At 46.5% G+C, this 23,556-nt stretch carries 21 protein-coding genes; 3 read left to right on the forward strand and 18 right to left on the reverse strand.

Annotated elements, in window-relative coordinates; translation table 11 throughout:
• Nucleotides 1-78 precede the first annotated feature (78 nt).
• From KVG29_RS01205 to gpr, 14 genes are all read right to left on the reverse strand, one after another.
• Nucleotides 79-1,032: an endonuclease/exonuclease/phosphatase family protein gene (locus KVG29_RS01205; RefSeq protein ID WP_252225842.1), complete on the reverse strand. Its 954-nt coding sequence runs from the start codon at nucleotides 1,030-1,032 to the stop codon at nucleotides 79-81.
• Between the two features lie 350 nt (nucleotides 1,033-1,382).
• Nucleotides 1,383-1,568, reverse strand: a complete 186-nt coding sequence (gene rpsU, locus KVG29_RS01210; protein ID WP_252225843.1) for a 30S ribosomal protein S21 — start codon at nucleotides 1,566-1,568, stop codon at nucleotides 1,383-1,385.
• Between the two features lie 174 nt (nucleotides 1,569-1,742).
• Nucleotides 1,743-2,087, reverse strand: coding sequence for a histidine triad nucleotide-binding protein (locus KVG29_RS01215; RefSeq protein ID WP_252225845.1), 345 nt, complete (start codon nucleotides 2,085-2,087; stop codon nucleotides 1,743-1,745).
• A 109-nt stretch (nucleotides 2,088-2,196) separates the two neighbouring features.
• Entirely contained in the window at nucleotides 2,197-3,534 is a 1,338-nt protein-coding gene (mtaB, locus tag KVG29_RS01220; RefSeq protein ID WP_252225847.1) for a tRNA (N(6)-L-threonylcarbamoyladenosine(37)-C(2))-methylthiotransferase MtaB, read from the reverse strand.
• On the reverse strand, nucleotides 3,519-4,274 hold the full coding sequence (locus KVG29_RS01225; protein WP_252225848.1) for a 16S rRNA (uracil(1498)-N(3))-methyltransferase: 756 nt from the start codon (nucleotides 4,272-4,274) through the stop codon (nucleotides 3,519-3,521). The genes mtaB and KVG29_RS01225 overlap by 16 nt, the downstream gene beginning before the upstream one ends.
• Nucleotides 4,267-5,211 (reverse strand): 50S ribosomal protein L11 methyltransferase, encoded by a 945-nt coding sequence (gene prmA, locus KVG29_RS01230; RefSeq protein WP_252225850.1) that lies wholly within the window; start codon nucleotides 5,209-5,211, stop codon nucleotides 4,267-4,269. Before prmA ends, KVG29_RS01225 begins: the two co-directional genes overlap by 8 nt.
• Before the next feature lie 49 nt (nucleotides 5,212-5,260).
• Nucleotides 5,261-6,385 carry a molecular chaperone DnaJ gene (gene dnaJ / locus KVG29_RS01235; protein WP_252225852.1) on the reverse strand — a complete coding sequence of 375 codons (1,125 nt, stop codon included), beginning with the start codon at nucleotides 6,383-6,385 and terminating at the stop codon, nucleotides 5,261-5,263.
• A gap of 125 nt (nucleotides 6,386-6,510) precedes the next feature.
• Entirely contained in the window at nucleotides 6,511-8,352 is a 1,842-nt protein-coding gene (gene dnaK / locus KVG29_RS01240; RefSeq protein WP_252225854.1) for a molecular chaperone DnaK, read from the reverse strand.
• Nucleotides 8,353-8,393: 41 nt separating this feature from the next.
• Nucleotides 8,394-9,071: a nucleotide exchange factor GrpE gene (gene grpE / locus KVG29_RS01245; RefSeq protein ID WP_252225857.1), complete on the reverse strand. Its 678-nt coding sequence runs from the start codon at nucleotides 9,069-9,071 to the stop codon at nucleotides 8,394-8,396.
• Between the two features lie 50 nt (nucleotides 9,072-9,121).
• A complete protein-coding gene (gene hrcA / locus KVG29_RS01250; RefSeq protein WP_252225859.1) occupies nucleotides 9,122-10,156 on the reverse strand; it encodes a heat-inducible transcriptional repressor HrcA in 1,035 nt (344 codons plus the stop codon).
• Nucleotides 10,157-10,252: 96 nt separating this feature from the next.
• A complete protein-coding gene (gene hemW, locus KVG29_RS01255; protein ID WP_252225861.1) occupies nucleotides 10,253-11,389 on the reverse strand; it encodes a radical SAM family heme chaperone HemW in 1,137 nt (378 codons plus the stop codon).
• A 16-nt stretch (nucleotides 11,390-11,405) separates the two neighbouring features.
• Entirely contained in the window at nucleotides 11,406-13,211 is a 1,806-nt protein-coding gene (lepA, locus tag KVG29_RS01260; RefSeq protein ID WP_252225863.1) for a translation elongation factor 4, read from the reverse strand.
• 305 nt (nucleotides 13,212-13,516) lie between these two features.
• Nucleotides 13,517-14,611: a stage II sporulation protein P gene (spoIIP, locus tag KVG29_RS01265; RefSeq protein ID WP_252225865.1), complete on the reverse strand. Its 1,095-nt coding sequence runs from the start codon at nucleotides 14,609-14,611 to the stop codon at nucleotides 13,517-13,519.
• 71 nt (nucleotides 14,612-14,682) lie between these two features.
• Complete coding sequence (gpr, locus tag KVG29_RS01270; protein ID WP_252225867.1) at nucleotides 14,683-15,657, reverse strand: GPR endopeptidase; 975 nt, start codon at nucleotides 15,655-15,657, stop codon at nucleotides 14,683-14,685.
• A 274-nt stretch (nucleotides 15,658-15,931) separates the two neighbouring features.
• On the opposite strand from gpr, the gene rpsT reads away from it, so the two are divergent.
• Complete coding sequence (rpsT, locus tag KVG29_RS01275; RefSeq protein ID WP_025747129.1) at nucleotides 15,932-16,216, forward strand: 30S ribosomal protein S20; 285 nt, start codon at nucleotides 15,932-15,934, stop codon at nucleotides 16,214-16,216.
• Between the two features lie 225 nt (nucleotides 16,217-16,441).
• Here rpsT and holA read toward each other — a convergent pair whose 3' ends face one another.
• Complete coding sequence (gene holA, locus KVG29_RS01280) at nucleotides 16,442-17,458, reverse strand: DNA polymerase III subunit delta (protein WP_252225869.1); 1,017 nt, start codon at nucleotides 17,456-17,458, stop codon at nucleotides 16,442-16,444.
• A 185-nt stretch (nucleotides 17,459-17,643) separates the two neighbouring features.
• Between holA and lysA the strand changes: the two genes are divergently transcribed.
• Both lysA and KVG29_RS01290 read left to right on the forward strand, forming a co-directional pair.
• Nucleotides 17,644-18,897, forward strand: coding sequence for a diaminopimelate decarboxylase (gene lysA, locus KVG29_RS01285; RefSeq protein WP_252225870.1), 1,254 nt, complete (start codon nucleotides 17,644-17,646; stop codon nucleotides 18,895-18,897).
• A gap of 241 nt (nucleotides 18,898-19,138) precedes the next feature.
• Nucleotides 19,139-20,005 carry a DegV family protein gene (locus KVG29_RS01290; RefSeq protein ID WP_252225872.1) on the forward strand — a complete coding sequence of 289 codons (867 nt, stop codon included), beginning with the start codon at nucleotides 19,139-19,141 and terminating at the stop codon, nucleotides 20,003-20,005.
• Between the two features lie 101 nt (nucleotides 20,006-20,106).
• Here KVG29_RS01290 and KVG29_RS01295 read toward each other — a convergent pair whose 3' ends face one another.
• The 3 genes from KVG29_RS01295 to KVG29_RS01305 all read right to left on the reverse strand — a co-directional run bounded on the left by KVG29_RS01295 (nucleotide 20,107) and on the right by KVG29_RS01305 (nucleotide 23,138).
• Nucleotides 20,107-20,469 carry a zinc ribbon domain-containing protein gene (locus KVG29_RS01295; RefSeq protein ID WP_252225874.1) on the reverse strand — a complete coding sequence of 121 codons (363 nt, stop codon included), beginning with the start codon at nucleotides 20,467-20,469 and terminating at the stop codon, nucleotides 20,107-20,109.
• A gap of 418 nt (nucleotides 20,470-20,887) precedes the next feature.
• Nucleotides 20,888-22,477 carry a hypothetical protein gene (locus KVG29_RS01300; RefSeq protein WP_252225876.1) on the reverse strand — a complete coding sequence of 530 codons (1,590 nt, stop codon included), beginning with the start codon at nucleotides 22,475-22,477 and terminating at the stop codon, nucleotides 20,888-20,890.
• Between the two features lie 70 nt (nucleotides 22,478-22,547).
• Complete coding sequence (locus tag KVG29_RS01305; protein ID WP_252225878.1) at nucleotides 22,548-23,138, reverse strand: hypothetical protein; 591 nt, start codon at nucleotides 23,136-23,138, stop codon at nucleotides 22,548-22,550.
• Nucleotides 23,139-23,556 lie beyond the last annotated feature (418 nt).

The raw sequence follows: 23,556 nt of genomic DNA on the forward strand, positions 1-23,556 counted from the left end.
ACCAAAATAAAAACACCTACTTGACGGTTTTTATACCTTTTTATGCCTTTACTGTTATTATTCTTTATTCTATGATTATCAGATAATTCCTGCTTTTTTGTTCTTTTTGTGCAAAATCAATGCAAAAACCATGGAATGGTCCGAAGTCTTGGAAGGCACGACGAAGTGATCTATCACTTCTATGTTGCCGCTCACGTATATACGATCGATACGGGTGTTGGGAAGGTCGCTGTAAAAGGCATAAGTGTTCAAATGCTCCTTTTGCTTGATGATGGCGGTATCCACCAGCTTATCGCTGATCGATTGCCCACCAGAGATATACATCTGTTCGTTGAAATCTCCCATCAAGATGACATTGCCTTCTAGAGCCTCCAGTATCGCATTGATCTCCTCTATCTGCTTGTGGCGCTCCTCTCTATTCAGCCCGAGATGTGTATTCAATACATGATAGATATCGCCATCTATGCTGATTTTGGCCTTTAAAATAGCTCTCTTCTCCAGTGCAGTAGAATACAATCTGATATTCTGATGTTCTATAATGGGATAAACGCTTATGATAGCGTTGCCGTATTTTATACCCAGCACATTTATGGTTTCACCGTATACATAATGAAATCCCAGAGCTGATGCAATCTCACGTGCCTGATTTTTAAACCCTGAACGGGGCATGTAATAGTCCACTTCCTGAAGTGCTATGATGTGTGCCTGGGAACTCTTTATCTCTTCTATTATAGACCTCAAACTCTCCTTACCCCTGTGGTCCACTCCGTGGCGTATGTTGAAACTCAAAAGCAATATCTCCTTCTCATCTCCGCTTTGCATGACGTCACCATCCATGAGCCTATCGTCGGCTTTGCCCCTTAACGCACCACCCCTCTCGGTGGGATTGGGTGGCTCCATATATACTGTCACAAAGTCCTCCTGCCGGATCATAATATCCTTCGCCCTGAAACCCAAAAAAGCCACAAGCTGGAATACCTCAAATACAGCGATCAGAAGAAAGATCCAGCTGTGTATGCCCTTTCGCTTCACAACCCCCTTCCCCCTTTATTGTATGCTTTGCCCTCAAAACTATTCGCCCAAACAGCTTAATCCTCCTGATTTTATTATACTACATATTCCGTCAGTTTTCATCATTATAGCGCAATTACATACTAATTAATTGTTTACATAAATGGTCATTAATGGATTATGCTTTATACTAAAAAACCTGGTGCATGTGCACCAGGTTTACAGACATTTGCGAATCATTTCCTCCCCTTTGTAAGCAATTGCCTTCAAAAGGACCTACTACTTTCATCGCTGTCATTCCATAGTTTGCACTTTCACAGCTTTTCTCCTGCCGACCGAGGGAGGGACAACCTCACATTTTCTTCAGCAGATTAACGATATCTTTTCTTTCTGCGAGCTGCTTCAGACTTCTTCTTGCGCCGTACGCTGGGCTTTTCGTAGTGCTCTCGCTTGCGCAGCTCAGCCAGAACGCCTGCACGAGCACACTGACGCTTAAAACGCCTCAAAGCGCTCTCAAATGATTCATTCTCTCCAACTCTGACTTCAACTTCTGCCATGCCTTCTCCCTCCCTCCGCCAAGACAATTAAGGATAATGTACATCGAGATTGAACAGCCGCCCCAAAACCTCATCCTTTGACCACATCAGCCATTATAAATGGGAAATGAGGCGCTGTTGTAACTATTATAACCCGTGCTTCCCACATGTGTCAACAAACAAAAATCGAAGGCATCAGCCCGGCGGCCAGGTAAGGCTTCTGCCACCCAGCACATGATAATGCAGGTGGTTTACCGCCTGTCCCGCATCTTTGCCACAGTTTACCACCACCCTGTACCCGCTGTCCTTTATGCCCAGCTGCTGCGCAATTTTAGGCATGGTAGCAAATATGTGAGCAATTACCTGGCTGTTCTCTTGGGTCACCTCATTGATGGAAGTGATGTGCTGTTTGGGTATTACCAGCACGTGTACGGGCGCCTTGGGGTCGATGTCATGAAAAGCCAGTATGCTGTCATCCTCATAAACTATTCTGGAAGGTATTTGTTTGTCCACTATCTTACAAAATATGCAGCCATCCATAAGACTACCTCCTAACGCCGTTTTAATTAAACCTGTACATAATTTTACCACATATTCGCAATCAATTCATCCCTTGCATTCTGTATGTCATACCCAAATTTACCGGCCATCACCCGCTCAATACTTCACCCACCATGTAATCATCCCTTACTTCCTTAAGCAACACATTCAGGATTTGCCCCTTCAAATCCCCTTGGCTATTTGCCACCACCCTTATATAGTGCTGTGTATACCCCTCATAGCTTTGAGACCCATACGGGCTTTCCTGCTCAAAATAGACTTCCTCAACCCTGCCCACAAACCTCTCCATATAGCGCCGGGCCATCCGATGCCCCACATCTATCAGTATGCGGCTGCGCTCCTCTTTAACCCTTGCCGGCACCTGATTGGGGAATTTCGCCGCAGGGGTTCCCTCCCTGCGGGAGTACTGGAACACGTGCAGCCTGCTGAACCCTATCTTCTGTACAAAGCTCACGGTTTCCTCAAACTCAGCATCGGTCTCCCCGGGGAAGCCCACCATCACATCGGTGGTTATGGCAGCATCGGGGAAACTCTGCCGTATCATGCCTATGGCCTGGCTGTACTGCTCTGTGGTGTACCGCCTGTTCATCCTCTTGAGTACAGTATCGCTGCCGCTCTGGAGGGGAACATGGAAATGGCGGCACACCTTACGGAATTTTTGAATGCCGTCTACAAATTCCGGGGTTATAAAGTTGGGTTCAATTGACCCCAAGCGTATTCTCGCCAACCCCTCTATTGAGTTTAAACCTTCAAGCAAGGAGACCAGGCTGATGCCCTCCAGTTCATTTCGGAGGTCCATTCCGTACGAAGCCAGGTGAATCCCCGTCAGCACTATTTCCTTAAACCCGGCTTCAGCCAAACGCCTCGCCTCTTCCAGCACCTCCTGTGGGTGCCTGCTCCTTATGGGACCGCGGGTATAGGGTATTATGCAGTAAGTGCAAAACTGATTGCAGCCCTCCTGGACCTTGAGAATGGCTCTGGTCCTTCCCTCATATGAGCTTATCGGGGTGCTCTCAAATTCTTTAGCCTTCATTATATCCTTGACGTCAACCACCACTTCTTCGGTGGACTGCGCCTGTTCCACCAGGTCCACAATCCTGTGTCTATCCTGCGTGCCCAGCACCAGCTTGACACCTGGAATTTTCATAGCTTCCTCGGCCGACCTCTGGGCAAAGCAGCCCACCACCACAATGGCGGCATCAGGGTTGGTCCGGTGCGCCTTGCGTATCATCTGTCTAGACTTCCTATCAGCCAGGTTGGTCACGGTGCAGGTATTGACCACGTACACATCGGCCTTTTCATCGAAATCCACTATGTGATACCCTCTGCTTTCAAACTGCTCCATCATGGCCTGGGTATCGTACTGATTGACCTTGCAGCCCAAGGTATAAAAAGCAACGCTCTTTCTTTCTACTCTGTTGTCCATTGCATCTCCCCTGTATAAAACATGATTGCAGATAATATAGCCACTCCCACCGTTTCGGTCCTCAATATCCTGGGCCCAAGGGAAACGGTATTCCAGCCCATTTCCCTTGCCGCTTCAACCTCCTGCTCTTCCCAGCCACCCTCGGGGCCTACCATAATGGCTATGCCATCCCCCCAGCTGCTTGAGGATTCAAAAAGATTTTTAAGCCCCGCCTTCCTTTCGTTTTCCCAAGGGAATATGCGAAGCATTTCAGGCGACTGGTGTATCGCTCGGCTAAACGGCACAGGCAACGATACTTCTGGGATAATGCCCCTTCTGCTTTGCTTGGCCGCCTCTCTGGCAATCCTCTGCCAGCGAGAAACCTTCTTAATCTCATCATCCGTCGAAGTTAACTTGACTATGGTCCTTGCCGTAACCACTGGGACGATTCTATGCACTCCCAGCTCCACGCACTTCTGTATTATAAGGTCCATCTTGGCGCTTTTGGGGATAGCCTGATACAGTACTACCTTGACCCTGGGTTCGCCCTGACTGGGAAAGTTCCTCTTTATATGAACCTCAACCCCATTTTTGCCCACGCTCTTTATCACGGCCTCATAGTCGTTCCCCTGGCCGTCACACAGCTCTATAGTATCTCCCCGGCGCAGGCGCAGCACCCTGTGGATGTGCTCGGCATCCTCGCCCTCAATCATCACCGTATCTCGCCTGATTTGCTCTCTATCTATAAAAAACCTATGCATGCCTGGCCACCACGACCGCCCAGTCATCCATGGTACGATGTTCAATCTGCCTGTAGCCTTCTCTTTTCATAGCTTCAAGCACGTCATCCAGCCGATCGAGTATGATACCCGAAGCTATAAAGACTCCGCCGGTGTTCAAGAAGTTCTTCACCGGCCGGGTGAGTGCGATGATGGCATCGGCTATGATGTTGGCCACAACCAGGTCGTATTTGCCTTCCACCCTGTCGACCAGGTTGCCCTGAAGCACATCCATCCGGGAAAGCACTCCATTTTGCATGGCGTTTTGGCGTGCAATCCTTACGGCATTGGAATCAATGTCCACCGCCACCGCATGCCCTGCCCCCAAAAGCAGTGAAGCGATGGCCAGAATACCCGTCCCGCATCCGACATCCAGCACGCGGCTCGAAGGAAAAACATGTCTTTCAAGCTCCTGTATACAAAGGATGGTGGTCTGGTGCGTTCCCGTTCCAAATGCCATGCCCGGGTCGAGCTCCAGCACTATCTCGCCTTCCTGAGAACGGTATTCTTCCCACGTGGGCTTGACTACAATCCTTTGGCCTATTTTAACAGGCTTGAAATACTTCTTCCAGCTGTTTGCCCAGTCCTCCTCGTGCATGCTGGCAAGGCTCAGCTCGCCCGATCCCACATCAAAGCCCAGGTCCTGCTCCTTCAGCCACTTTATCCTCTCCCTGATGTACTGGAGCTTGTCGTGAAACTCGGCATCGTTGGGCAGGTACCCCTTGAGGGTCACCTCATCGTTTAAATCCTTCAAAATCGACTCGTCCACCAGCTCCCAATCAGCATTTTCCTCAACGAAGGCGGAAATCTCCCTGGGGTCCTCGATCACAACCCCCTCAACCCCCACTTCATACAGGGGCTGGGCCATCACATCAACCCCTTCATGAGTCGCCTTTATGCTTATTTCTATCCAGTTCATATCTCATCCCTCCGCCTTCATTGAAAATGATAAACCGCTATACAACCAGTTAAACGCCAAAAGCGTCTTTCATCTTATCGAAAAAAGATTTTTTCTCATCTTGCTCCCTGTGTTCCCTGCACAGCTCCTCAAACTGCCTTATGAGCTCCTTCTGCTTTTCGGTAAGCCGCCTAGGCACCTCTATGTTTACCTTCACATACAGGTCTCCTCGCACACTACCCCTCAAATGCGGGATGCCTTTATTTTTCAAGCGAAATACCGTGCCCGGCTGTGTACCTTCAGGGATGCGGTATTTCATCTTGCCCTCAAGGGTGGGCACCTCAATCTCTGCACCCAGCGCTGCTTGCCCAAAAGTTATGGGCACCTCACAGTACACATCATATCCTTCCCGCTTGAAGATCTTGTGAGGCCGCACCGTTATATACACGTACAGGTCTCCCGGTGGGCCACCGCGCTCTCCTGCTTCACCCTCTCCCCTTAAAGTGATGACCTGGCCGCTGTCAATCCCGGCAGGGATATTTATGCTGATTTTCCTTATTCTCTTTATCTTCTTCCTGCCATTGCAGCGCTTGCACGGTTCCTCTATTATGGTACCCTCTCCATGGCACCTGTCACATGTCCTTACATTTACAAAGCGCCCAAAAGCTGTAGTCTGTGAATACGAGATCTCACCCGTTCCTTTACATACCGGACAGGTCACAGGCTGTGTACCGCTCTTTGCACCTGTGCCCTTGCATTCGGGACAGGTTTCCATGCGCGCAACCTCTATCTCCTTCTTGGTGCCAAAGGCTGCCTCCTCAAAGGATATATCCAGATCATAGCGGATATCAGCTCCCCGTACAGGCGCATTCCTTCGACGCCTGCTGGAGGTACCAAACCCGATATCCCCAAAGAACATATCGAATATGTCATCTATGCCGCCAAAATCAAACCCGCCAAACCCTTGCCCTGTTGGCCCTTCATGGCCATACCTGTCATACTGGGCACGGGTCTCGGGATTGATCAGCACATTGTAGGCCTCGTTGATCTCCTTGAACTTGGCTTCGGCTTCAGGATCACCCGGATTCAAATCGGGATGGTACTTCTTTGCCAGATTTCTGTAAGCTCTCTTGATCTCTTCCTCGGTAGCGTTGCGATCTACTCCCAGTATCTCATAGTAGTCCTTCTTTTCCAAGCCCACTCACCACCTTCCCGCCATGCCTCACACCGCAAATGCAATAAAAAAGAATTCTGGAAAAAGCCAAAACCGTCACGGTTTTGGCTTTTTCCAGCTTGCGAACACAAACTATTATACACCAATTATTTATTGTCGTCCATCACTTCATAATCGGCATCTACCACATCGTCATCCTTTGCTCCCTTTCCCTTGCCGGGTGCATCCTGGCCGGAAGACCCACTGGCAGCTCTGGCCTGCTGCTGATATATCCTACCGAATATTTCATACGAGACCTGTGTGAGCTTCTCTGTAGCTGCCTTGATTTTATTGATGTCATTGCTCTCTATGGCCTTTCTGGTAGCCTCGATCTCCTTCTGGATCTTGTCCTTATCTTCCTTGCTGATCTTATCCCCCATCTCCCTCATGGTCTTCTCGGTATTGTAGATGAGGGAGTCAGCGTTGTTCTTGGCCTCTACCAGCTGCCTGCGCTTCTTGTCTTCCTCGGCATACTTTTCGGCATCCTTAATGGCCCGCTGGATCTCATCTTCAGACAGGTGAGTAGTTGCCGTAATGGTAATCTTTTGCTCCTTGCCTGTACCCAGGTCCTTTGCAGAGACATGTACGATGCCGTTGGCGTCTATGTCAAACGTCACCTCGATTTGAGGTACCCCTCTGGGAGCAGGCGGTATTCCATCCAGTATAAAGCGCCCAAGCGTCTTGTTGTCAGCCGCCATCTCCCTTTCGCCCTGCAGCACATGTATCTCAACGCTGGTCTGACCATCAGCAGCAGTAGTGAATATCTGGCTCTTCCTGGTCGGTATGGTGGTATTTCTCTCTATAATCTTGGTAAATACTCCACCCAGCGTCTCAATACCCAGGGAAAGGGGCGTAACGTCAAGCAATAGCACGTCCTTGACCTCTCCCGCCAGAACAGCTGCCTGGATAGCGGCGCCGATGGCCACACACTCGTCGGGATTGATTCCCTTGTAAGGCTCCTTGCCAGTGGCTTTTCTCACAGCCTCCTGAACCGCAGGAATCCTGGTGGAACCTCCCACAAGGATTACCTTGTCGATATCGTCGGGGGTAAGCCCGGCATCCTTGAGGGCCTGTCTCAGCGGACCCATGGTCATCTCTACCAGGTCAGCCGTCAGTTCCTCAAACTTAGCCCTGGTAAGTGTCATGTCAAGGTGTTTGGGACCCGAGGCATCGGCCGTGATGAACGGGAGATTTATGTTGGTGGTAAGCGTGCTGGAAAGCTCTATCTTTGCCTTTTCGGCCGCCTCCTTTAGTCTCTGCAGAGCCATTCTATCCTTTCTCAGGTCAATGCCGTGTTCCTTCATGAATTCGTCGGCTATATAATCGATGATCCTCTGATCAAAGTCATCTCCTCCCAGGCGGTTGTTACCGCTGGTAGCCAGCACTTCAAACACGCCGTCACCGATTTCGAGTATGGATACGTCAAAAGTTCCACCGCCCAAGTCATACACCAGTATCTTCTGGTTGCCCTCTTTATCCAGACCATATGCCAAAGCTGCAGCCGTGGGCTCGTTGATTATACGGAGCACCTCCAGTCCGGCAATCCTTCCCGCATTCTTGGTAGCCTGGCGCTGGCTGTCGTTAAAGTAAGCCGGTACAGTAATAACGGCCTGGGTTATCTTCTCACCCAAATAGGCCTCTGCATCCTGTTTCAGCTTCATGAGTATCATTGCAGATATTTCCTCAGGCGAATACTCCTTATCGTCTATTTTAACCCTGTAATTGGTGCCCATATGCCTTTTTATGGAGATTACGGTGCGCTCAGGGTTGGTTATGGCCTGCCGCTTGGCAACCTGCCCCACCAAGCGCTCCCCTGTTTTGGTAAACGCTACAACAGAAGGAGTCACTCTGGCACCCTCTGCATTGGGAATTACCACCGGTTGTCCGCCTTCCATGACAGCAACGCACGAGTTGGTGGTTCCAAGGTCTATTCCAATCACCTTTCCCATATTTATTCCTCCTTTTATCCTCCAATTTAAAATTTCAAGGATTATTGCTTTCCAGCCACTTTGACCATGCTGTGGCGTATTACCCTATCTTTGTATTTATAACCTTTTTGAAAAACTTCAACCACAGTGTTATCCTCAACGCCTTCCTCGGCCTCGGCTCTCATGACAGCCTCATGAAGCTCTGGGTCAAAGGCCTTACCCAGAGCATCTATCTCTTCCACCCCCAGCTTCTTAAGTACATCCTTGAACTGCCGCACAACCATTTCAACGCCTTTGGCAATGGCTTCATGTGAAGAACTCCCCTTGGCCGAATCAAGAGCCCTTTCCAGGTTATCCAAAACGGGTAAAAACGTCTTTACAACATCGGCAGTTGCCGCATCATATGCTTCAGCTATAGCGTTTTTGTTCCTTTTTCTATAATTGTCAAAATCAGCCTGAATCCTTTGAGCCAGCGAGAGGTATTCGTCTCTCTCCTGCATGACCTTTTCAAGCTGCTGCTGCAGGCTCTCAACAGTAGGAATGGGCTGCTCATCCTGCACACAGCCCTCCTCCTGTTGCTGTTCTACCTCTCCTCCAGCATTGCACGCTTCTAAAGGCTTATCGCCCTGGTCACCTTCACTGGGAACAGCATCTTGGACATTTTGCTTTAAATCCCCATTCTCATTGATGGCTTGATCCATCAATTGGTCCTCTTTTGGCAAATCCTGGTTATTCATCATTAAAAAATTCACCGCCCTTAAGATATTTTGAAAATAGCGTGAAAATTATATTACTCCTCAAAAAGGGAAGTCAAGTACTTGCTCACCGTCTCGCCCACGTAGCGGACCACCGAAACTGCTTTGGAGTATTCCATGCGGGTAGGCCCTATAAGTCCCATGGTGCCCAGCACCTTGTCTCCTATGCTGTAGGTAGTCATCACTATGCTGCATTCCTTCATCTGTTCGCACTCGTTCTCGGTCCCTATAACCACGGTCACCCCTTTTTTATCGAACTTGCTCAGAAGGCTGTACAGCAAATCCTTCTGCTCCATAAGGCTCAAGAAAGCCCTGGCCTTCATAATATCCCGGTATTCCGGAAAATTGAATATATTTGTGGTACCTCCCAGATACACCTCAGTTTGTTCCTTCTGAGCAATGCTCTCGGTTAAAGCGTCTACCAAGGAGTTGAAAAACTCCTTCTGTCTCATCATCTCCTTCTGCACATCCTGGATGGAGTTTATATCCACCTCTGCAAACGTCTTGTTGCGATAGTGCACCGTAAGCATATTGGAAACTCTATTCAGGTATCCCGAATCGACATCGGCTGGTATCCGGATAATGGTATCCTTTATTATACCGGCAGAGGTTACCACCAGCAAAAGAGCATATTGCCAATCCACAGGTATCAATTCAATGCGCTTTATCAGTACCTTATTGAGCTGTGGCCCCAACACCACCGAGGTGTAATTGGTGATATCCGACAGTACCTTGGCCACCTGCTCTATGACCTTCTCTATTTCAGCAGTGCGCTGCTCGTATATCTTCTTGATGTATTCAGCTTCAGCAGCGGTGAGCATCCTGGTTTTCATCAATTTATCTACGTACAGCCGGTATGCCTTATCGGATGGGATACGCCCTGCTGACGTGTGCGGCTGATGTAAGTACCCCATCTCTTCCAGATCAGACATTTCGTTCCTTATAGTAGCAGGGCTGATACCCATGCCGTATTTTTTGGCTATCGTTCTGGAGCCTACCGGCTCTCCCGAACAGATATAATCGTCTATCACCGCTTGCAGTATCTGCAGCTTGCGCTTGCCCAGTTGCATAGATATCACCCTCTTTCTGTTAGCACTCTTAACCGTTGAGTGCTAATCTATATTTAAGTTAGCACTTCAGCAATTGTTTGTCAATAGGTTTTTGCCCTATTGCATAAATTCTAGCAAAACGACATTTTGGACATCCATTCCCTTTTCGGTAAGCCGAATGGAGACTTCATCATCTACCAACAATCCCTGCTTCATCAGCTTTTTTATGGTTTTACCATAGTAGAACTCTATGTCCCTGCCAAACCTGGCCTTAAATCTCTGTTTGCTTATGCCCTCTACCAGGCGGAGGCCCAGCATTATGGTTTCAAAGCGCTCATCCTCTTCCCCTATCTTCTCGCGGTAGTTTATCCTCTGTGTACCATCCATCACCGCCCGTATATACTCCTCTACATCGCTGGTATTTGAAAACCTTTCATTATTAAAATAGGAATGCGCTCCACTCCCGCAACCTATATACTCCTCGTTGTGCCAGTATATAAGGTTGTGGACACATTCCTTACCCGGTATGGCGAAATTGGATATTTCGTACTGTTTAAATCCAAACCCGCTCACGTACTCCCTGCCCTTGTAATACATAAGTCTGTCCTCTTCCTGAGTGGGAAGCGGGAACTTTCCCTGCTCATACCAGATATGCAATGGGGTACCGCTCTCCACCTTCAAGCTGTACATGGATATATGCTGTATCTTAAGTGAACACACCTTCTCAAGGGTCTCCAGCCAATCCTCAACTGTCTGATAGGGCAGTCCAAACATCACATCCACGTTTATATTTTCAAACCCTGCCTCTTTAGCGTACATCACGCTTTGAACAAAATCGCTGCTGCTGTGTATCCTCCCCAGAAACCTCAAATGCTTATTCTGCCACGCTTGCAATCCTATGCTCAAGCGATTCACTCCGGCACCCCTTAGCGCAGACAGCTTGCCCCGGTCAACAGTGCCAGGATTCGCTTCAATGGTGATTTCTGCATCTCCCCGCACATTGAAACTTTTAAAGCACACCTCCAGCACGCTGGCTATCTGCTTTCCAGAAAAAAGGGTAGGGGTTCCCCCACCCAGATATATGCTTTTAACGGCGTAATCGCAAACTTCACCCTTCCATTCGAGTATCTCCCTGAATAGGGCCTCAAGATAAGGTTCCATCCACCGCTGCATACCCTGATAAGACGGAAAATCGCAGTAATGGCATTTCTTGAGGCAAAACGGAAAGTGTATATAAACCCCCAGCTGGCGCATATGGCTCCCCTTCTCTCTAATTTATCTTGAGCACGGCCATGAAAGCCTCTTGAGGAACCTCTACAGAGCCGACCTGGCGCATCCTCTTCTTGCCTTCCTTCTGCTTTTCCAGCAGCTTTTTCTTGCGGGTGACGTCTCCGCCATAACACTTGGCAAGGACATCTTTTCTCAAGGCCTTTATGGTCTCGCGAGCTATAACCCTGCTTCCAATAGCCGCCTGAATGGGTATCTCAAATAGGTGGCGCGGTATGACCTCCTTCAGTTTTTGGACAATGGCCCGTCCCCTGGCATAGGCCTTATCCCTGTGCACTATGACCGAAAGGGCATCCACCACCTGCCCGTTGAGCAAGATGTCCAGCTTAACCAGGTCCGACTCCTTATATCCTATCAACTCATAGTCAAACGATGCATATCCCTTTGTCCTGGACTTGAGCGCATCAAAAAAGTCGTATATAATCTCGTTAAGCGGTAGCTCGTATGTGAGCATCACCCTTGTGCTCTCCAGATATTCCATATGCCTGTACTCTCCGCGGCGTTCCTGGCACAGCTCCATAATGTCTCCAACATACTCGGTGGGGGTTATGATTTGAGCCCTCACCACCGGCTCCTCCGTGTGGTCTATCTCGGCAGGCGGCGGCATTTCGGTCGGATTGGAGACTTCCACCATTTTGCCGTTTTTCTTGTATACGCGGTACACCACGCTGGGAGCGGTAGTTACCAGGTCCAGGTCATACTCTCGCTCCAGCCGCTCCTGGATGATCTCCATATGCAGCAAGCCCAGGAACCCACACCTGAAGCCAAACCCCAAAGCCGCCGATGTTTCCGGTTCAAACACCAGCGATGCATCGTTCAGCTGAAGCTTGGCCAAAGCCTCCTTTAAATCCTCGTATTTTGCCCCATCGGCCGGGTAAATGCCACAGTAAACCATGGGCTGAAGCTTTTTGTACCCGGGAAGAGGTTCAGAAGCGGGCCTGTCCGCACTGGTTATGGTATCCCCTACCCGGGTGTCGCCTACATTCTTTATCCCCGCAGCGATATAGCCTACATCTCCTGCCCTGAGCTCATCTACAGGAACGAGATGCGGCCGGAATATGCCCACCTCTGTGACCTCGAATTCCTTACCATTGGACATGATCATTATACGCTGCCCCGGCCTTACTGAACCCTCTTTTATCCTGACGTATGCGATAACCCCCCGATAGTTATCGTAAAACGAATCGAATATCAAAGCCCTTAAAGGAGCGTCCTCGTCGCCTTCGGGTGGCGGAATTCTTTCAATAATCCTGTCCAGCACTTCCTCTATGCCTATGCCGTTTTTGGCCGAAATGAGCGGCGCATCTTCGGCGTCCAGCCCGATCACCTCTTCAATCTGCGCCTTTGCCCAGTCAGGCCGTGCGCTGGGAAGGTCAATCTTGTTGATGACCGGTATAATCTCCAGGTCATGCTCCAAAGCCAGATAGAGGTTGGCAAGGGTTTGCGCCTGTATACCCTGGGATGCGTCGACCACCAACAACGCCCCTTCACAGGCTGCCAGGCTCTTGGAAACCTCGTAGGTAAAGTCCACGTGGCCCGGAGTATCGATAAGGTTTAATATATACTCCTCCCCATCCTTGTATTTGTACACCAACCTTACAGCCTGGGCCTTAATGGTAATGCCGCGTTCCCGTTCAAGTTCCATTGTATCCAGTACTTGATCCTGCATCTCCCTTTCAGTCAAAGTGCCGGTCATCTCCAGCAAACGATCAGCAAGGGTCGACTTTCCATGGTCTATATGGGCAATTATACAGAAATTTCGTATTTTGCTTTGTCTAGGATTGGGCATAGTATACTTTATTCCTCCTCCGTACTTCCTGGCTCTGCGTCAAATTGTTGCTTACCATTATAATATAATAAATGCTAAATCAAAAAGCAACACACAAACTCTTCTCGTTATAAGAAAACGTTTAACCGCACGCTTTTGAAATGCAATTATAAAAAAGTGAACTTTGAAAGGAATGTTTAAAAATTTTCTAATCGGAAACTTTGAAGCTGTCAAGATGCAAGGAACCTGGAGAAACATAAAAAAAATAGAAAAAGGATGTACCTGAGTATAAAATGTGCCTGCATAAAATGCAGGCTTGCATGAAATCACTCTATAATCTGGCTTAAGGCCTCAGCCAGGTATTTGGTGGTCCGCTTGGCCTCCTCCAACGTGGTCAAATTACTGCCCACCTCAATCAGTATGGCTTTTGTGGATACGTGCTGGTTATACCTTGAAGGCTTGACATAAACGGGCTTTGCTATGCCGGGATACAGTTCGTTCAACTTGTTTGTAAGCCGCAGAGCAAACTTGTAATTTTCCTTCCAGTTTGGCTTTTCGGAAAAGCCGCCGACATACCCTTGGCCAGTGCCGATGACTACAAAGAGCTTGGCAACCCTTTGGCCGTCTATAATCACCACCTCATCGTCGGGATTTTTCGCTCCCGGCTGATATGCATTCCTGTGCAAGTCTATAAATATTTGCAATGACTTATATTCCTCCATCCGTTTTTTTATGGTCTCCAGCGACCTTTGATAGGCGGTGGAATGGTCACCCTGTTCGTGTTCGGTACGGTCATGGAGTACAGGAATCCCCTTGGCCTGCAGGTGCTTTGCCAGCTCCTCGCCTACCTGTACCACCGTATAGTTCAAGTCGTTGCTGCGAAAAGCCTCAACTTCTTTATAGGGATTTTGGGGGTCTGGCCTGTATGCCTCACGGGAATGGGTATGATATATGAGTATCTGAGGCCCTTCCCCTGTCAGGGTAATGGTCCCCAGGTCGTCCTTTATCTTGGATATCTCTATCTTTATCTCCTCGGACATATCCGGATCATGCTTTAAAAAAACCTCCGGCGCATCGATATTTTGTTCTGTCTGATGCCGTGTGGGCTCTCCACGGGACACGCTGGCTTCAACAGTAGCTTTTCCGGCAGTTTCTTTTTCAGCCGAAATACCGCTCAAAAACGGCATCTGATACGTCAGGATGTTTCGTGGGTCATTCAATTTATTGAGCACCTTCAGATACAGCTGACGCCCCTCTCCCACAGGGCTTCCATCGCTTAACAGAGCAAAGAAGCTGCCCTTGCATACCCTAGCTATTAGCTGATAGGCGAAAAAGGCTATTAAACCTATGATCACTGCCACCAAGACGTAATACACAATAGTTCTCGCTCTAATAACCCGGATATGTACCATCCCCCACATCCCTCTTTCACCTTTTTATACTTTATATAAATATTCGCCGTCAAAAACATATATGCCACGTTTCATTAATCTTAATTTATAAAATGCTTTATATCCTCTATGGTCATGTTTTCGTGCAGGGCCAGGTTGAGCCCATCGGCCAGTACATCGGCCACATAGTCTATCAGCAGGTCTATCTCCTTGGGGGTCACCACCAAATCCCCCAGCTCCCGCGTTACCACCTGATGCACCAAGGCATCCAGCTGGGCTTCGTCCATTTGCTTGAGCATCTGATAAAACTGGCTGCCCGGAGTAGCCTGATCAGCAAACTGGTCTATCAGCATCTGTAGGGAATCGCGCCCTATGGTATATGCATAAACGACGGTGGGTACGCCAATTGCGATGGTGGGAACGCCCAGCGTCTCCTTGTTAAGCCCCATCCGCTTGTTGCCTATACCCGAGCCAGGGCTTATACCGGTGTCGGCAATCTGTATTGTCATTCCAATCCTGTCGGTCCTGCGCGAAGCCAGAGCATCTATGGCGATTACCAGGTCGGGCCTTATCTTCTCCACAATGCCCTTTATTATTTCCCCGGTTTCAATGCCGGTTATACCCAGTACGCCGGGAGCTACAGCGCATACCGGCCGCAACCTGTCATCCACCTGGTCAGGCATGTACTCCAGAATATGCCGTGTAACCAGCAACCTGTCGACAACCTTGGGTCCCAGCGAATCGGGAGTTATGTTCCAATTTCCCAGGCCCACCACAAGCGTCACACTTTTCTTATTAAGGCTTACCAGTTTACCTATCTCCTGTGCCATGAGTTTACTAAGCGTTTCCTGAAACTCGGGGTCCCTGTTCTTTATATCGGGGGCTTCTAAAGTTATATAGTTTCCTTGGGGTTTGCCCAGGCTTTCCTCCCCTAAAGGAGATATGATGTGCACCCGTGAAATCTTTACCCCTTCCACCTCTTCCTCATCAACCTTGACTCCCGGTATATGGCCTCTGTTCTGTTGCTGATAAAGCTCCCGTGCTTCAAGCGCCAAATCGGTACGTATGCTTCCCACTTGTCCACCATCCTTTCAAAATGATAAACTTTCAAGCAAAAAGCTGTCTTGAAAAATTTCAAGCAAGCCGTCACCTAAAAAGAACAAGCTCTTCTCTTTCACTTCTTATAATTTATCATCAGGATTCGATTTTATACCTGAACCCCTAAAATCAAAACATACCCTGCTACACGCAGCTTACGCCAACAGAGAATTAGTGCCAACTTAATTCTTGCATTAGCGCTTCACTCATGGTAGAATAATTACCGTTAAACTGGTAAAGGAGGTGAAATAGGTGGCAAATACCAAGTCGGCCCTTAAAAGGATAAGGATCATAAAAAAGCGTACCCTCAGAAACAAGATGATACGCTCCAACGTCAAGACCATGATCAAGAAATTTGAAAAGGCTCTAGAAGCCGGCGATATCGACGGTGCAAAAGCACTGTTCCCGCAAGTGGTCAAAAGGATCGATATGGCCGTTTCAAAGGGCGTTATTCACAGAAATACCGCCAACCGTAAAAAGTCCAGACTGGCTATCCGTCTAAATCGTGCATTGGCACAGCAGCAAGCAGCACAGTAATATCCTCCACTTCCGTACACCCTTGAAGGCATGAACTCATCCTTTAAATTTGTGGGGGATATATAGTATCCCTTCCATAAACGACGCAACCACTCGATCTTTAACCGAATTGTATAATGCCAAAAACACAAAAACCGCCATTTATCCCCGGCCAAAAAGAGGGATACTGTGGCGGCAATTTTGTAATATGACGATTGAGCCATCGCCTCAGCAAGCAGGGTTGGCTCATTTTTTGCACATGTTTATGATGAGCATTTCAATCCCCAGACGCTGTTGTATTCTTCCGCTCTTTATGCCGTAATCAACCTTCAAGCACTCCTTAAGCCCCCTCTTTAGCTGTTCCATGCTGAAATAACGGCTCTGCTCCAGCCCCTTTTTGACGACGTAGGGATGAAGGCCCAGTTTCTGCGCTATCTCTCCTGCCGAAAGCCCTTTTTCGGCAAGGCCCTTGCATTGAAATATTATGCGCACCTGCCTGGCAATCAACGCCAGCAATGCGAATATGTTTTGACCCTCGGCCAAAAGCTGGTGAAGCAGCACAAGAGCCTGGTCGGCCTTTTTCACGCCTATGGCCTCCACCAGCTGGAATACTGTGTACTCCACAGCAGGCGTCACTACCTTATCGATGTCAGCGCGGGTTATCACGTCCCTATCGCCTATATATACCATAAGCTTTTGAATGTCGTTGTATATATCCTCCAGCCTGTTACCGGCAATACTCACGTAATACTTTAGAGCAGACGGCTCCATCTGCTTCCCGTGGCGCTTAAGCGTGCTTCTTATCCATGTCGCTATCTCCTCGGGTTTCAGCAGCTCAAACTCGATTACCTTGCCCGCCTTATCTACGGCGGTGAATAAACCCTTTCGCTTGTTAACCTCCTCAGTGCAATAAAAAACCAGGCAGGTGGAGGAGGGTATCCTGGGCAAATAGCTCTTGAGCCTGTCCTCGTCAATATTGCTGCGCCCTCCCTGCAGCAGGGCAGGCAAATCCTTTACCACCACCAGCCTTCTATCCGACATAAACGGCAGGGTCTCACAGGCATTGATGATATCGTCGGTGCTGGCAGCCTCGCCATCCAGCACCTGATAATTTAAGTCCTTAAGCCCCAGAGCTACCAGCGCCTGTGAAAGCTGTGAAAGCGCCTGTTCCTTCACATACCCTTCCTGGCCGTAAAACAAATACAACCTGTCGATCCTTCCTTTTTTTATGTCCTCAAATATCTCCATGTAACCAGCCTTCAACTGATTCCACCCCTCATTATTTGGTCCTTTTATTGGTTCCACTACCCTTTATCCGCTTTAAAATAATTATAATTTATTTCCATCATACACACAAGCAAGTTGACAAACCGTCAGATTTTTTGTTATAGTGTTATCATTAAAAATGCAAATCGACTTTTTCCAACTTGCATTATGGAGGGAAAAACATGGAGAGCTATTACACTGAACACACCCGTTTTTATGGAAACACCAATCCCAAGCGGCTTCTTGAAAAATACGGAAGCCCGCTCTACGTATACAACGAAAACATACTGAGAGAACGCTGCAGGGAAATGGTAAAGTTGGTCTCTTATCCCAAGTTCCGGGTATGCTATTCAACAAAGGCCAATTCCAACATACACCTGCTAAAGATAATCCATGAGGAAGGCCTGCACGCCGATGCCATATCCCCCGGAGAGATATTCTTCCTCCAGAAAGCGGGGTTCAAGCCACAAGAGATCTTCTATATCAGCAACAACGTATCCCCTCAGGAGATGGAGTTTGCCATAGAAAGAGGAGTCACCATAAGCGTTGATTCGATATCGCAGCTCAAGCAGTACGGGACCCTCAACCCCGGCGGCAAGGTGGCCATTCGCATAAACCCCGGAATAGGCGCCGGCCACAGCGAAAAGGTGGTGACAGCCGGCAACAACACAAAATTCGGGATATATCCTGATCTCATTCCCCAGGTAAAGCGCATATTGAAGGAGCATAACCTGAAGCTGGTGGGCATAAACCAGCATATAGGCTCATTGTTTATGGAGCCAACGCCGTACGTTGAGGCCGCAAAAACCCTCCTCTCCATCGCCGAAAACTTTGACGAGGTGGAGTTTATAGACTTTGGAGGCGGCTTTGGCATCCCCTATCGCAAACAGGAAGGAGAAAAGCGCCTTGACCTTAAGGCCCTGGGGGAGCAGCTTGACGAAATAATAGGCAGCTGGACAGCAAAGCGCGGTATTTACCCCACATTCCAGATAGAGCCGGGCAGGTACATCGTTGCCGAATGCGGCGTGCTGCTTGGCGCGGTATATGCCGTAAAGCAGGGCTATAATACCACTTACGTTGGAACCGACCTGGGATTCAACGTGCTCATCCGCCCCGCCATGTACAACTCCCACCATGATGTGGAGGTGTATGATGAAAACGGCCAGTCCGTCAAATCGAATGAACACCAGAACACCACGGTTGTAGGCAACATCTGCGAGAGCGGTGATATAATTGCCAAAAACAGGCTGTTGCCAATCATCAAAGAAGGCTATATAGTGGGCATTATGGATGCAGGGGCTTATGGCTATTCCATGGCGTCCAACTACAACAACCGCTTAAGGCCGGCCGAAGTTTTGATAGACAAAAACGGTAATGACGTGCTGATAAGGAGAAGAGACACCTTTGATGACCTTTTAAGCACCTTCAACTTCTAATGACATTTGCGGAGGCTTAAGCCTCCACATCGATATTTTATCCTAAAAAACATTCGATGAAATATGAAACACAAAGCGCAAAGACCTGATTTAAAAATAAAAGCAGCCGTGCCACTGTACAAAGAAAGCATTGTATGGTATAGTAAAATAGCAGGCAAAATCTGTAATGAAAACATGCTACATTAGCCTCGTTGTTAATACCAGCTAATAATAAAATATAAGGACAGGGGGTAAAAGGCTCATGCAAACCGTTATCATTGCCGATACGTGCAGCGACCTCCCCTTTGAATACGTCAAGCAGCACAACATTCCTCTCATACATTTTACATACAACTTCAAAGGCGCTGAATACGCCGATGACCTGGGTCAAACGGTGTCGCACAGGTATTTCTACAACGCCATGAGGGATGGAGAGGCTCCCACCACTTCCCAGGTAAACGCTCAAACCTACGCCGAGGCCTTCAGAAAATACGTATCTGAAGGTAAATCGATAATATACCTGTGCTTTTCATCTGCTTTAAGCGGCAGCTACAACAACGCACTTTTAGCCCGAAACATAATAATAGAGGAATACCCGCAGGCCGACATAACCGTCATTGACACTAAATGCGCATCTCTTGGCGAAGGGCTGGTGGTGTACTATGCCGTGGAAATGCTGGAACAGGGTGCTTCCAAGGGGGAAATAATAAACTGGGTTGAGCAAAATAAATTGAAGATACACCATTGGTTCACTGTAGAAGACCTGCAATACCTCAAGAGAGGCGGAAGGCTGTCGGGGACGGCTGCGTTTATAGGCAACATACTGGATATTAAACCCGTGCTCCATGTGGACAGAGAGGGTCGTCTTGTCCCCATACTTAAAGTAAAGGGGCGCAAGAAATCCCTTCGTACGCTGGTGGAAAAAATGGAAGAGCACATCGTCAATCCAGAGCAGCAGGTGGTTGCTATAAGCCACAGCGATTCATTGGAAGATGCCCAATACGTAGCGGAGCTAATACGCTCAAAATTCCCGGTAAAGGATATAATCATAAATCAAATAGGCCCTGTGATAGGGTCACATTCAGGCCCTGGCACATTAGCGATATTCTTCCTGGGAGGAGAACGGTAAATTTTTTGATGGGGGAATCGCAAGCGCGATTCCCTTTTTAATGCATCTTTTGGGCGTATATTCATCTAATAAAAAATCAATTAATTCAGTGCGATCCCTTTTTAATGTATTTTTTGGCCGCAATAGGGGCAATATGCAAAAGAACGATGTAGTACCGCACCACAGTTTGAACACTGATTGCCAAAATAGGTCTGCACCTCTTCAAGCCTGTTTACATCCACATCGGTGCTGTCCTTCAACTCGTTTACGTAGTCGGGCGGCACCCTAAAAATCCTGTTGCAGCACCTGAACCTCATGTAGTACCTTTTGTTCCACCTAAATATCGGGATAAAGAAAAAGTGAAAATAGGTGTACTCCTCAATCAGTTCGCCCCTCGAGAGGCTACCACACTTGCATATGACATTGGGGTATTCCCTTATAACCCTTTGTTTGTCCTGTATACCGAATATTCCGATGAATATCATCTCTTATTCCCTCCCGAAAAAGCCAGCATACACGATCATATTATACACCTAAGCGGCCATCATGTAAATTATACCTATAGCTTAGTTTGTAGCAAGTAAAAGTTTGCTATTTTAATAAATTTTTCATTACACTATTTTCTCTTTGCTACTTCTTTAGATAAAACGCTCATAAATAAAATTCTCCTTTCTGATTTATATTGTCAATTGTCATCAGAAAGGATCTTTTTATTATTCAATCATATACAAAATTTTGGACAGCCTCTCTGTATGCCAACTGCCATTCACCTAGAGATAGAAAGGTGAAAACTTCTTGATTCATTGACCAAACTAACTGCTAGACTTTTGTAGCAGTACAAGCGTAATCTCCACCTTCATGACTTAGGTTAGTTCCTACTCTTTCAATGTGTGAAATTTGAACTTATTTTCTATAAGGGGTATAAACATTTACAACATCAGCTAGATAACGATGTAGTATTGTCGTACCCTGGTATGAACCCTGTGTCGTGCTTTCATACGTACTCATCATATAAAACTCGCCATTACTGGTATATTTATATTTAATCATAAACACATGCTTACCTGCATAATTAGCAATGTCACCAGGTGCTACTTGAGACCACGTAATTTTAGTAAAATAGTTGGGTATAGATCTTGTGCTGAGTTTTGTATTGAATTTAAACATCGCTGATATAAATCCACTACAATCCAATCCTGCTGTTCCAGGAACATAACCGTCTGTTGAAGTATTTACATTTCCTGCCGTCTGCCCCTTACTTAAGGCTGTATCAAAATTAATCATGTATGCTAATGTTGAACCAGTATACGTTCCAGTATCCCAACCATTCATGCCTCCCCAACAATATGGAATACCGGCTACCTGTTTTGGGGTTGTTCCAAGTTGTATTGGAGATTGCGTAGTTGGTGTTGTTGGAGTATGGTGTGTAGTACCATTGTACCACCAACCAGTAAAACAAGTAGTATAAGCACGATCTAAAGCTTCTGAAGCACCTACAGTTAATGGAGTAACAATTGGCTCAGTTTCTGGCCACGGTTTTTTATCCAAAGCGATCATTTCTGGTGTAATACGTGTACGCTCGCCCTTTAACCACGGGACAATATAAATCTTTATTCCGTTTTCCTCCGGTACCATTTGATACACATTTCCATCATCTGCAATGTACAGCTTTTTATATGGAATAGAGTATTTATAGTCAGCAGTTGATATAGGTAAGGCTGTAGCCACTTTTACACCATTGATATACTGACCAATGCGGGTTTCTGCATATGGATAATAACCCAATAATGCTTCTTGTTCCATGATATAGGTTTTGTTAGCATCAGATTTAACAATATAAGTACCTATAGGATGTGCTACATAATTGATCTTATATGATATACCTGCCTTATTTAGGGTGATAACATTGTCTTTATTACTCTTTGTGATAGGTGTAACAGTTTCATCTTGTATACTAAGATTTTTATCGTTACCCGTCCATGAGCGAACATAAACCATACCATTTTCTGCTTGCAGCGCTATAATGTCTTCTCTGGGATATTTACCTTTTAAACTCCACATTGCGCTGGAATTATAGGAATCTAATTCGCGAGCATAGATTTCACCATCAAATCCCAATATATATACGGTGTTAGCAGTAATTTCCATGTCAATAGCATACACATCTATAGGTAGCTGTATCGCCTCTAAAAACTTACCTTCCTTAGTATAATGTTTTATTTTCCCGGATAAAGTATCCAAAATATATATAGTACCATCAGGCATAATAGCAAAACTATTTGGTCCCAACGGCTCCAAATCCTCTTTTCTTTCGTTGATAGTCAATGTATCATCACTTTGCCCGTAAGGAATATATGAATAAACAATATACCCGATGTCATCATTAGAATAAACATATTTTGAATAAACTTGATCTGCTAAAGATATTTCTGACGGTATAACAGTCATCATAATTACTATCAGTAACATTGCAAATATACGAATCTTCCTCATTCCCAAATCACTCCTTTTTTTAATATTAATTTATCCCTGATATCTTTATTATTGTAAATCAGCATTTTATCTATGGTACATACTTTTCTATTAAAGTTATTACTTTTCCTTCTTTCACGCCAATATTCCACAATGTATACTCATATTTCTCAATATATGACTTTAAATCTTGCAATGGAATTTGAATATGCACCATTTGAGTAAGAACCCAAACTTCAACATCTTGTGCCAGCTGATACTGTATTACCTCTGGAGATGAATCTACTATCTTAAAACCACCATCCTCATTGACATTAGAAATCCAAGTAACTTCATTTATACTAATTTTATCATCGTGTATGGATACAATATAGCCCGTTATATTATTTTTTAATTTATTGTTGAATTCTTCATCCGTACGATCGCTATAATCCAATATCTTGCTGGGAACCCATCCGGGTTTATCCGCTAAAGTTAAATTGTGTTCCTGAAAAAATTTGGATACTCGTTCATTCATCTCCGGCATCGGCTTTGCCTGTGAATTTGATGTGCTATTTGGTGGCGTAGAAATTGTATTGCATGCTGATAGCGTTGAACACAAAAATACACTAAAAAGGAAAACAAAAAAGCAGCACATATACTTCTTTATAATATTTTGGCGAGTAGACATATCAAAGCTCATTCCCCCTTATTAATAGACTGACTTACGCAAGGGATTTATTACATATAACCAATTGCCAGCAGCCATGTGTTTACTTATACTTAGCCCAATGGAATCATCTCCTTTCCTAAAAAAATAAAGCCCTGCTTCAGGAAAAGCAAAGCTTTTGTCCGTCATAAACTGTATATAATACTGAGTGCTTGAACAATGCTCATTATTCTATCTTTAATCTTCAACTTCAAGTTTATACTGAAGCTTCCTTGTTTCCATAATACAACAAATTCCATCTAAAATCAAGTATATTTTTAATAATTCAGCCATGAGGAGTAAATTTTTTAACAATACCATATAATAACATTTTGCCTTAATTTTCTATGTTAAATATTTCCAGTATATTTCTCTCTCTTTTACGCCAAAAAGACCGGCTAAGGTTCATCCT

This window comes from Caldicoprobacter algeriensis (genome assembly GCF_023838525.1).
Taxonomy (GTDB): domain Bacteria; phylum Bacillota; class Clostridia; order Caldicoprobacterales; family Caldicoprobacteraceae; genus Caldicoprobacter; species Caldicoprobacter algeriensis.

What these genes read in the sequence shown, in the direction of transcription:
- rpsU (WP_252225843.1), bottom strand. Translation starts at nt 1,568, where the DNA reads ATGGCAGAAGTTGAAGTCAGAGTTGGAGAGAATGAATCATTTGAGAGC.
- KVG29_RS01215 (WP_252225845.1), bottom strand. Translation starts at nt 2,087, where the DNA reads ATGGATGGCTGCATATTTTGTAAGATAGTGGACAAACAAATACCTTCC.
- mtaB (WP_252225847.1), bottom strand. Translation starts at nt 3,534, where the DNA reads ATGGACAACAGAGTAGAAAGAAAGAGCGTTGCTTTTTATACCTTGGGC.
- KVG29_RS01225 (WP_252225848.1), bottom strand. Translation starts at nt 4,274, where the DNA reads ATGCATAGGTTTTTTATAGATAGAGAGCAAATCAGGCGAGATACGGTG.
- prmA (WP_252225850.1), bottom strand. Translation starts at nt 5,211, where the DNA reads ATGAACTGGATAGAAATAAGCATAAAGGCGACTCATGAAGGGGTTGAT.
- dnaK (WP_252225854.1), bottom strand. Translation starts at nt 8,352, where the DNA reads ATGGGAAAGGTGATTGGAATAGACCTTGGAACCACCAACTCGTGCGTT.
- grpE (WP_252225857.1), bottom strand. Translation starts at nt 9,071, where the DNA reads ATGATGAATAACCAGGATTTGCCAAAAGAGGACCAATTGATGGATCAA.
- hrcA (WP_252225859.1), bottom strand. Translation starts at nt 10,156, where the DNA reads ATGCAACTGGGCAAGCGCAAGCTGCAGATACTGCAAGCGGTGATAGAC.
- hemW (WP_252225861.1), bottom strand. Translation starts at nt 11,389, where the DNA reads ATGCGCCAGCTGGGGGTTTATATACACTTTCCGTTTTGCCTCAAGAAA.
- lepA (WP_252225863.1), bottom strand. Translation starts at nt 13,211, where the DNA reads ATGCCCAATCCTAGACAAAGCAAAATACGAAATTTCTGTATAATTGCC.
- spoIIP (WP_252225865.1), bottom strand. Translation starts at nt 14,611, where the DNA reads ATGTGGGGGATGGTACATATCCGGGTTATTAGAGCGAGAACTATTGTG.
- lysA (WP_252225870.1), top strand. Translation starts at nt 17,644, where the DNA reads ATGGAGAGCTATTACACTGAACACACCCGTTTTTATGGAAACACCAAT.
- KVG29_RS01290 (WP_252225872.1), top strand. Translation starts at nt 19,139, where the DNA reads ATGCAAACCGTTATCATTGCCGATACGTGCAGCGACCTCCCCTTTGAA.
- KVG29_RS01295 (WP_252225874.1), bottom strand. Translation starts at nt 20,469, where the DNA reads ATGATATTCATCGGAATATTCGGTATACAGGACAAACAAAGGGTTATA.
- KVG29_RS01300 (WP_252225876.1), bottom strand. Translation starts at nt 22,477, where the DNA reads ATGAGGAAGATTCGTATATTTGCAATGTTACTGATAGTAATTATGATG.
- KVG29_RS01305 (WP_252225878.1), bottom strand. Translation starts at nt 23,138, where the DNA reads ATGAGCTTTGATATGTCTACTCGCCAAAATATTATAAAGAAGTATATG.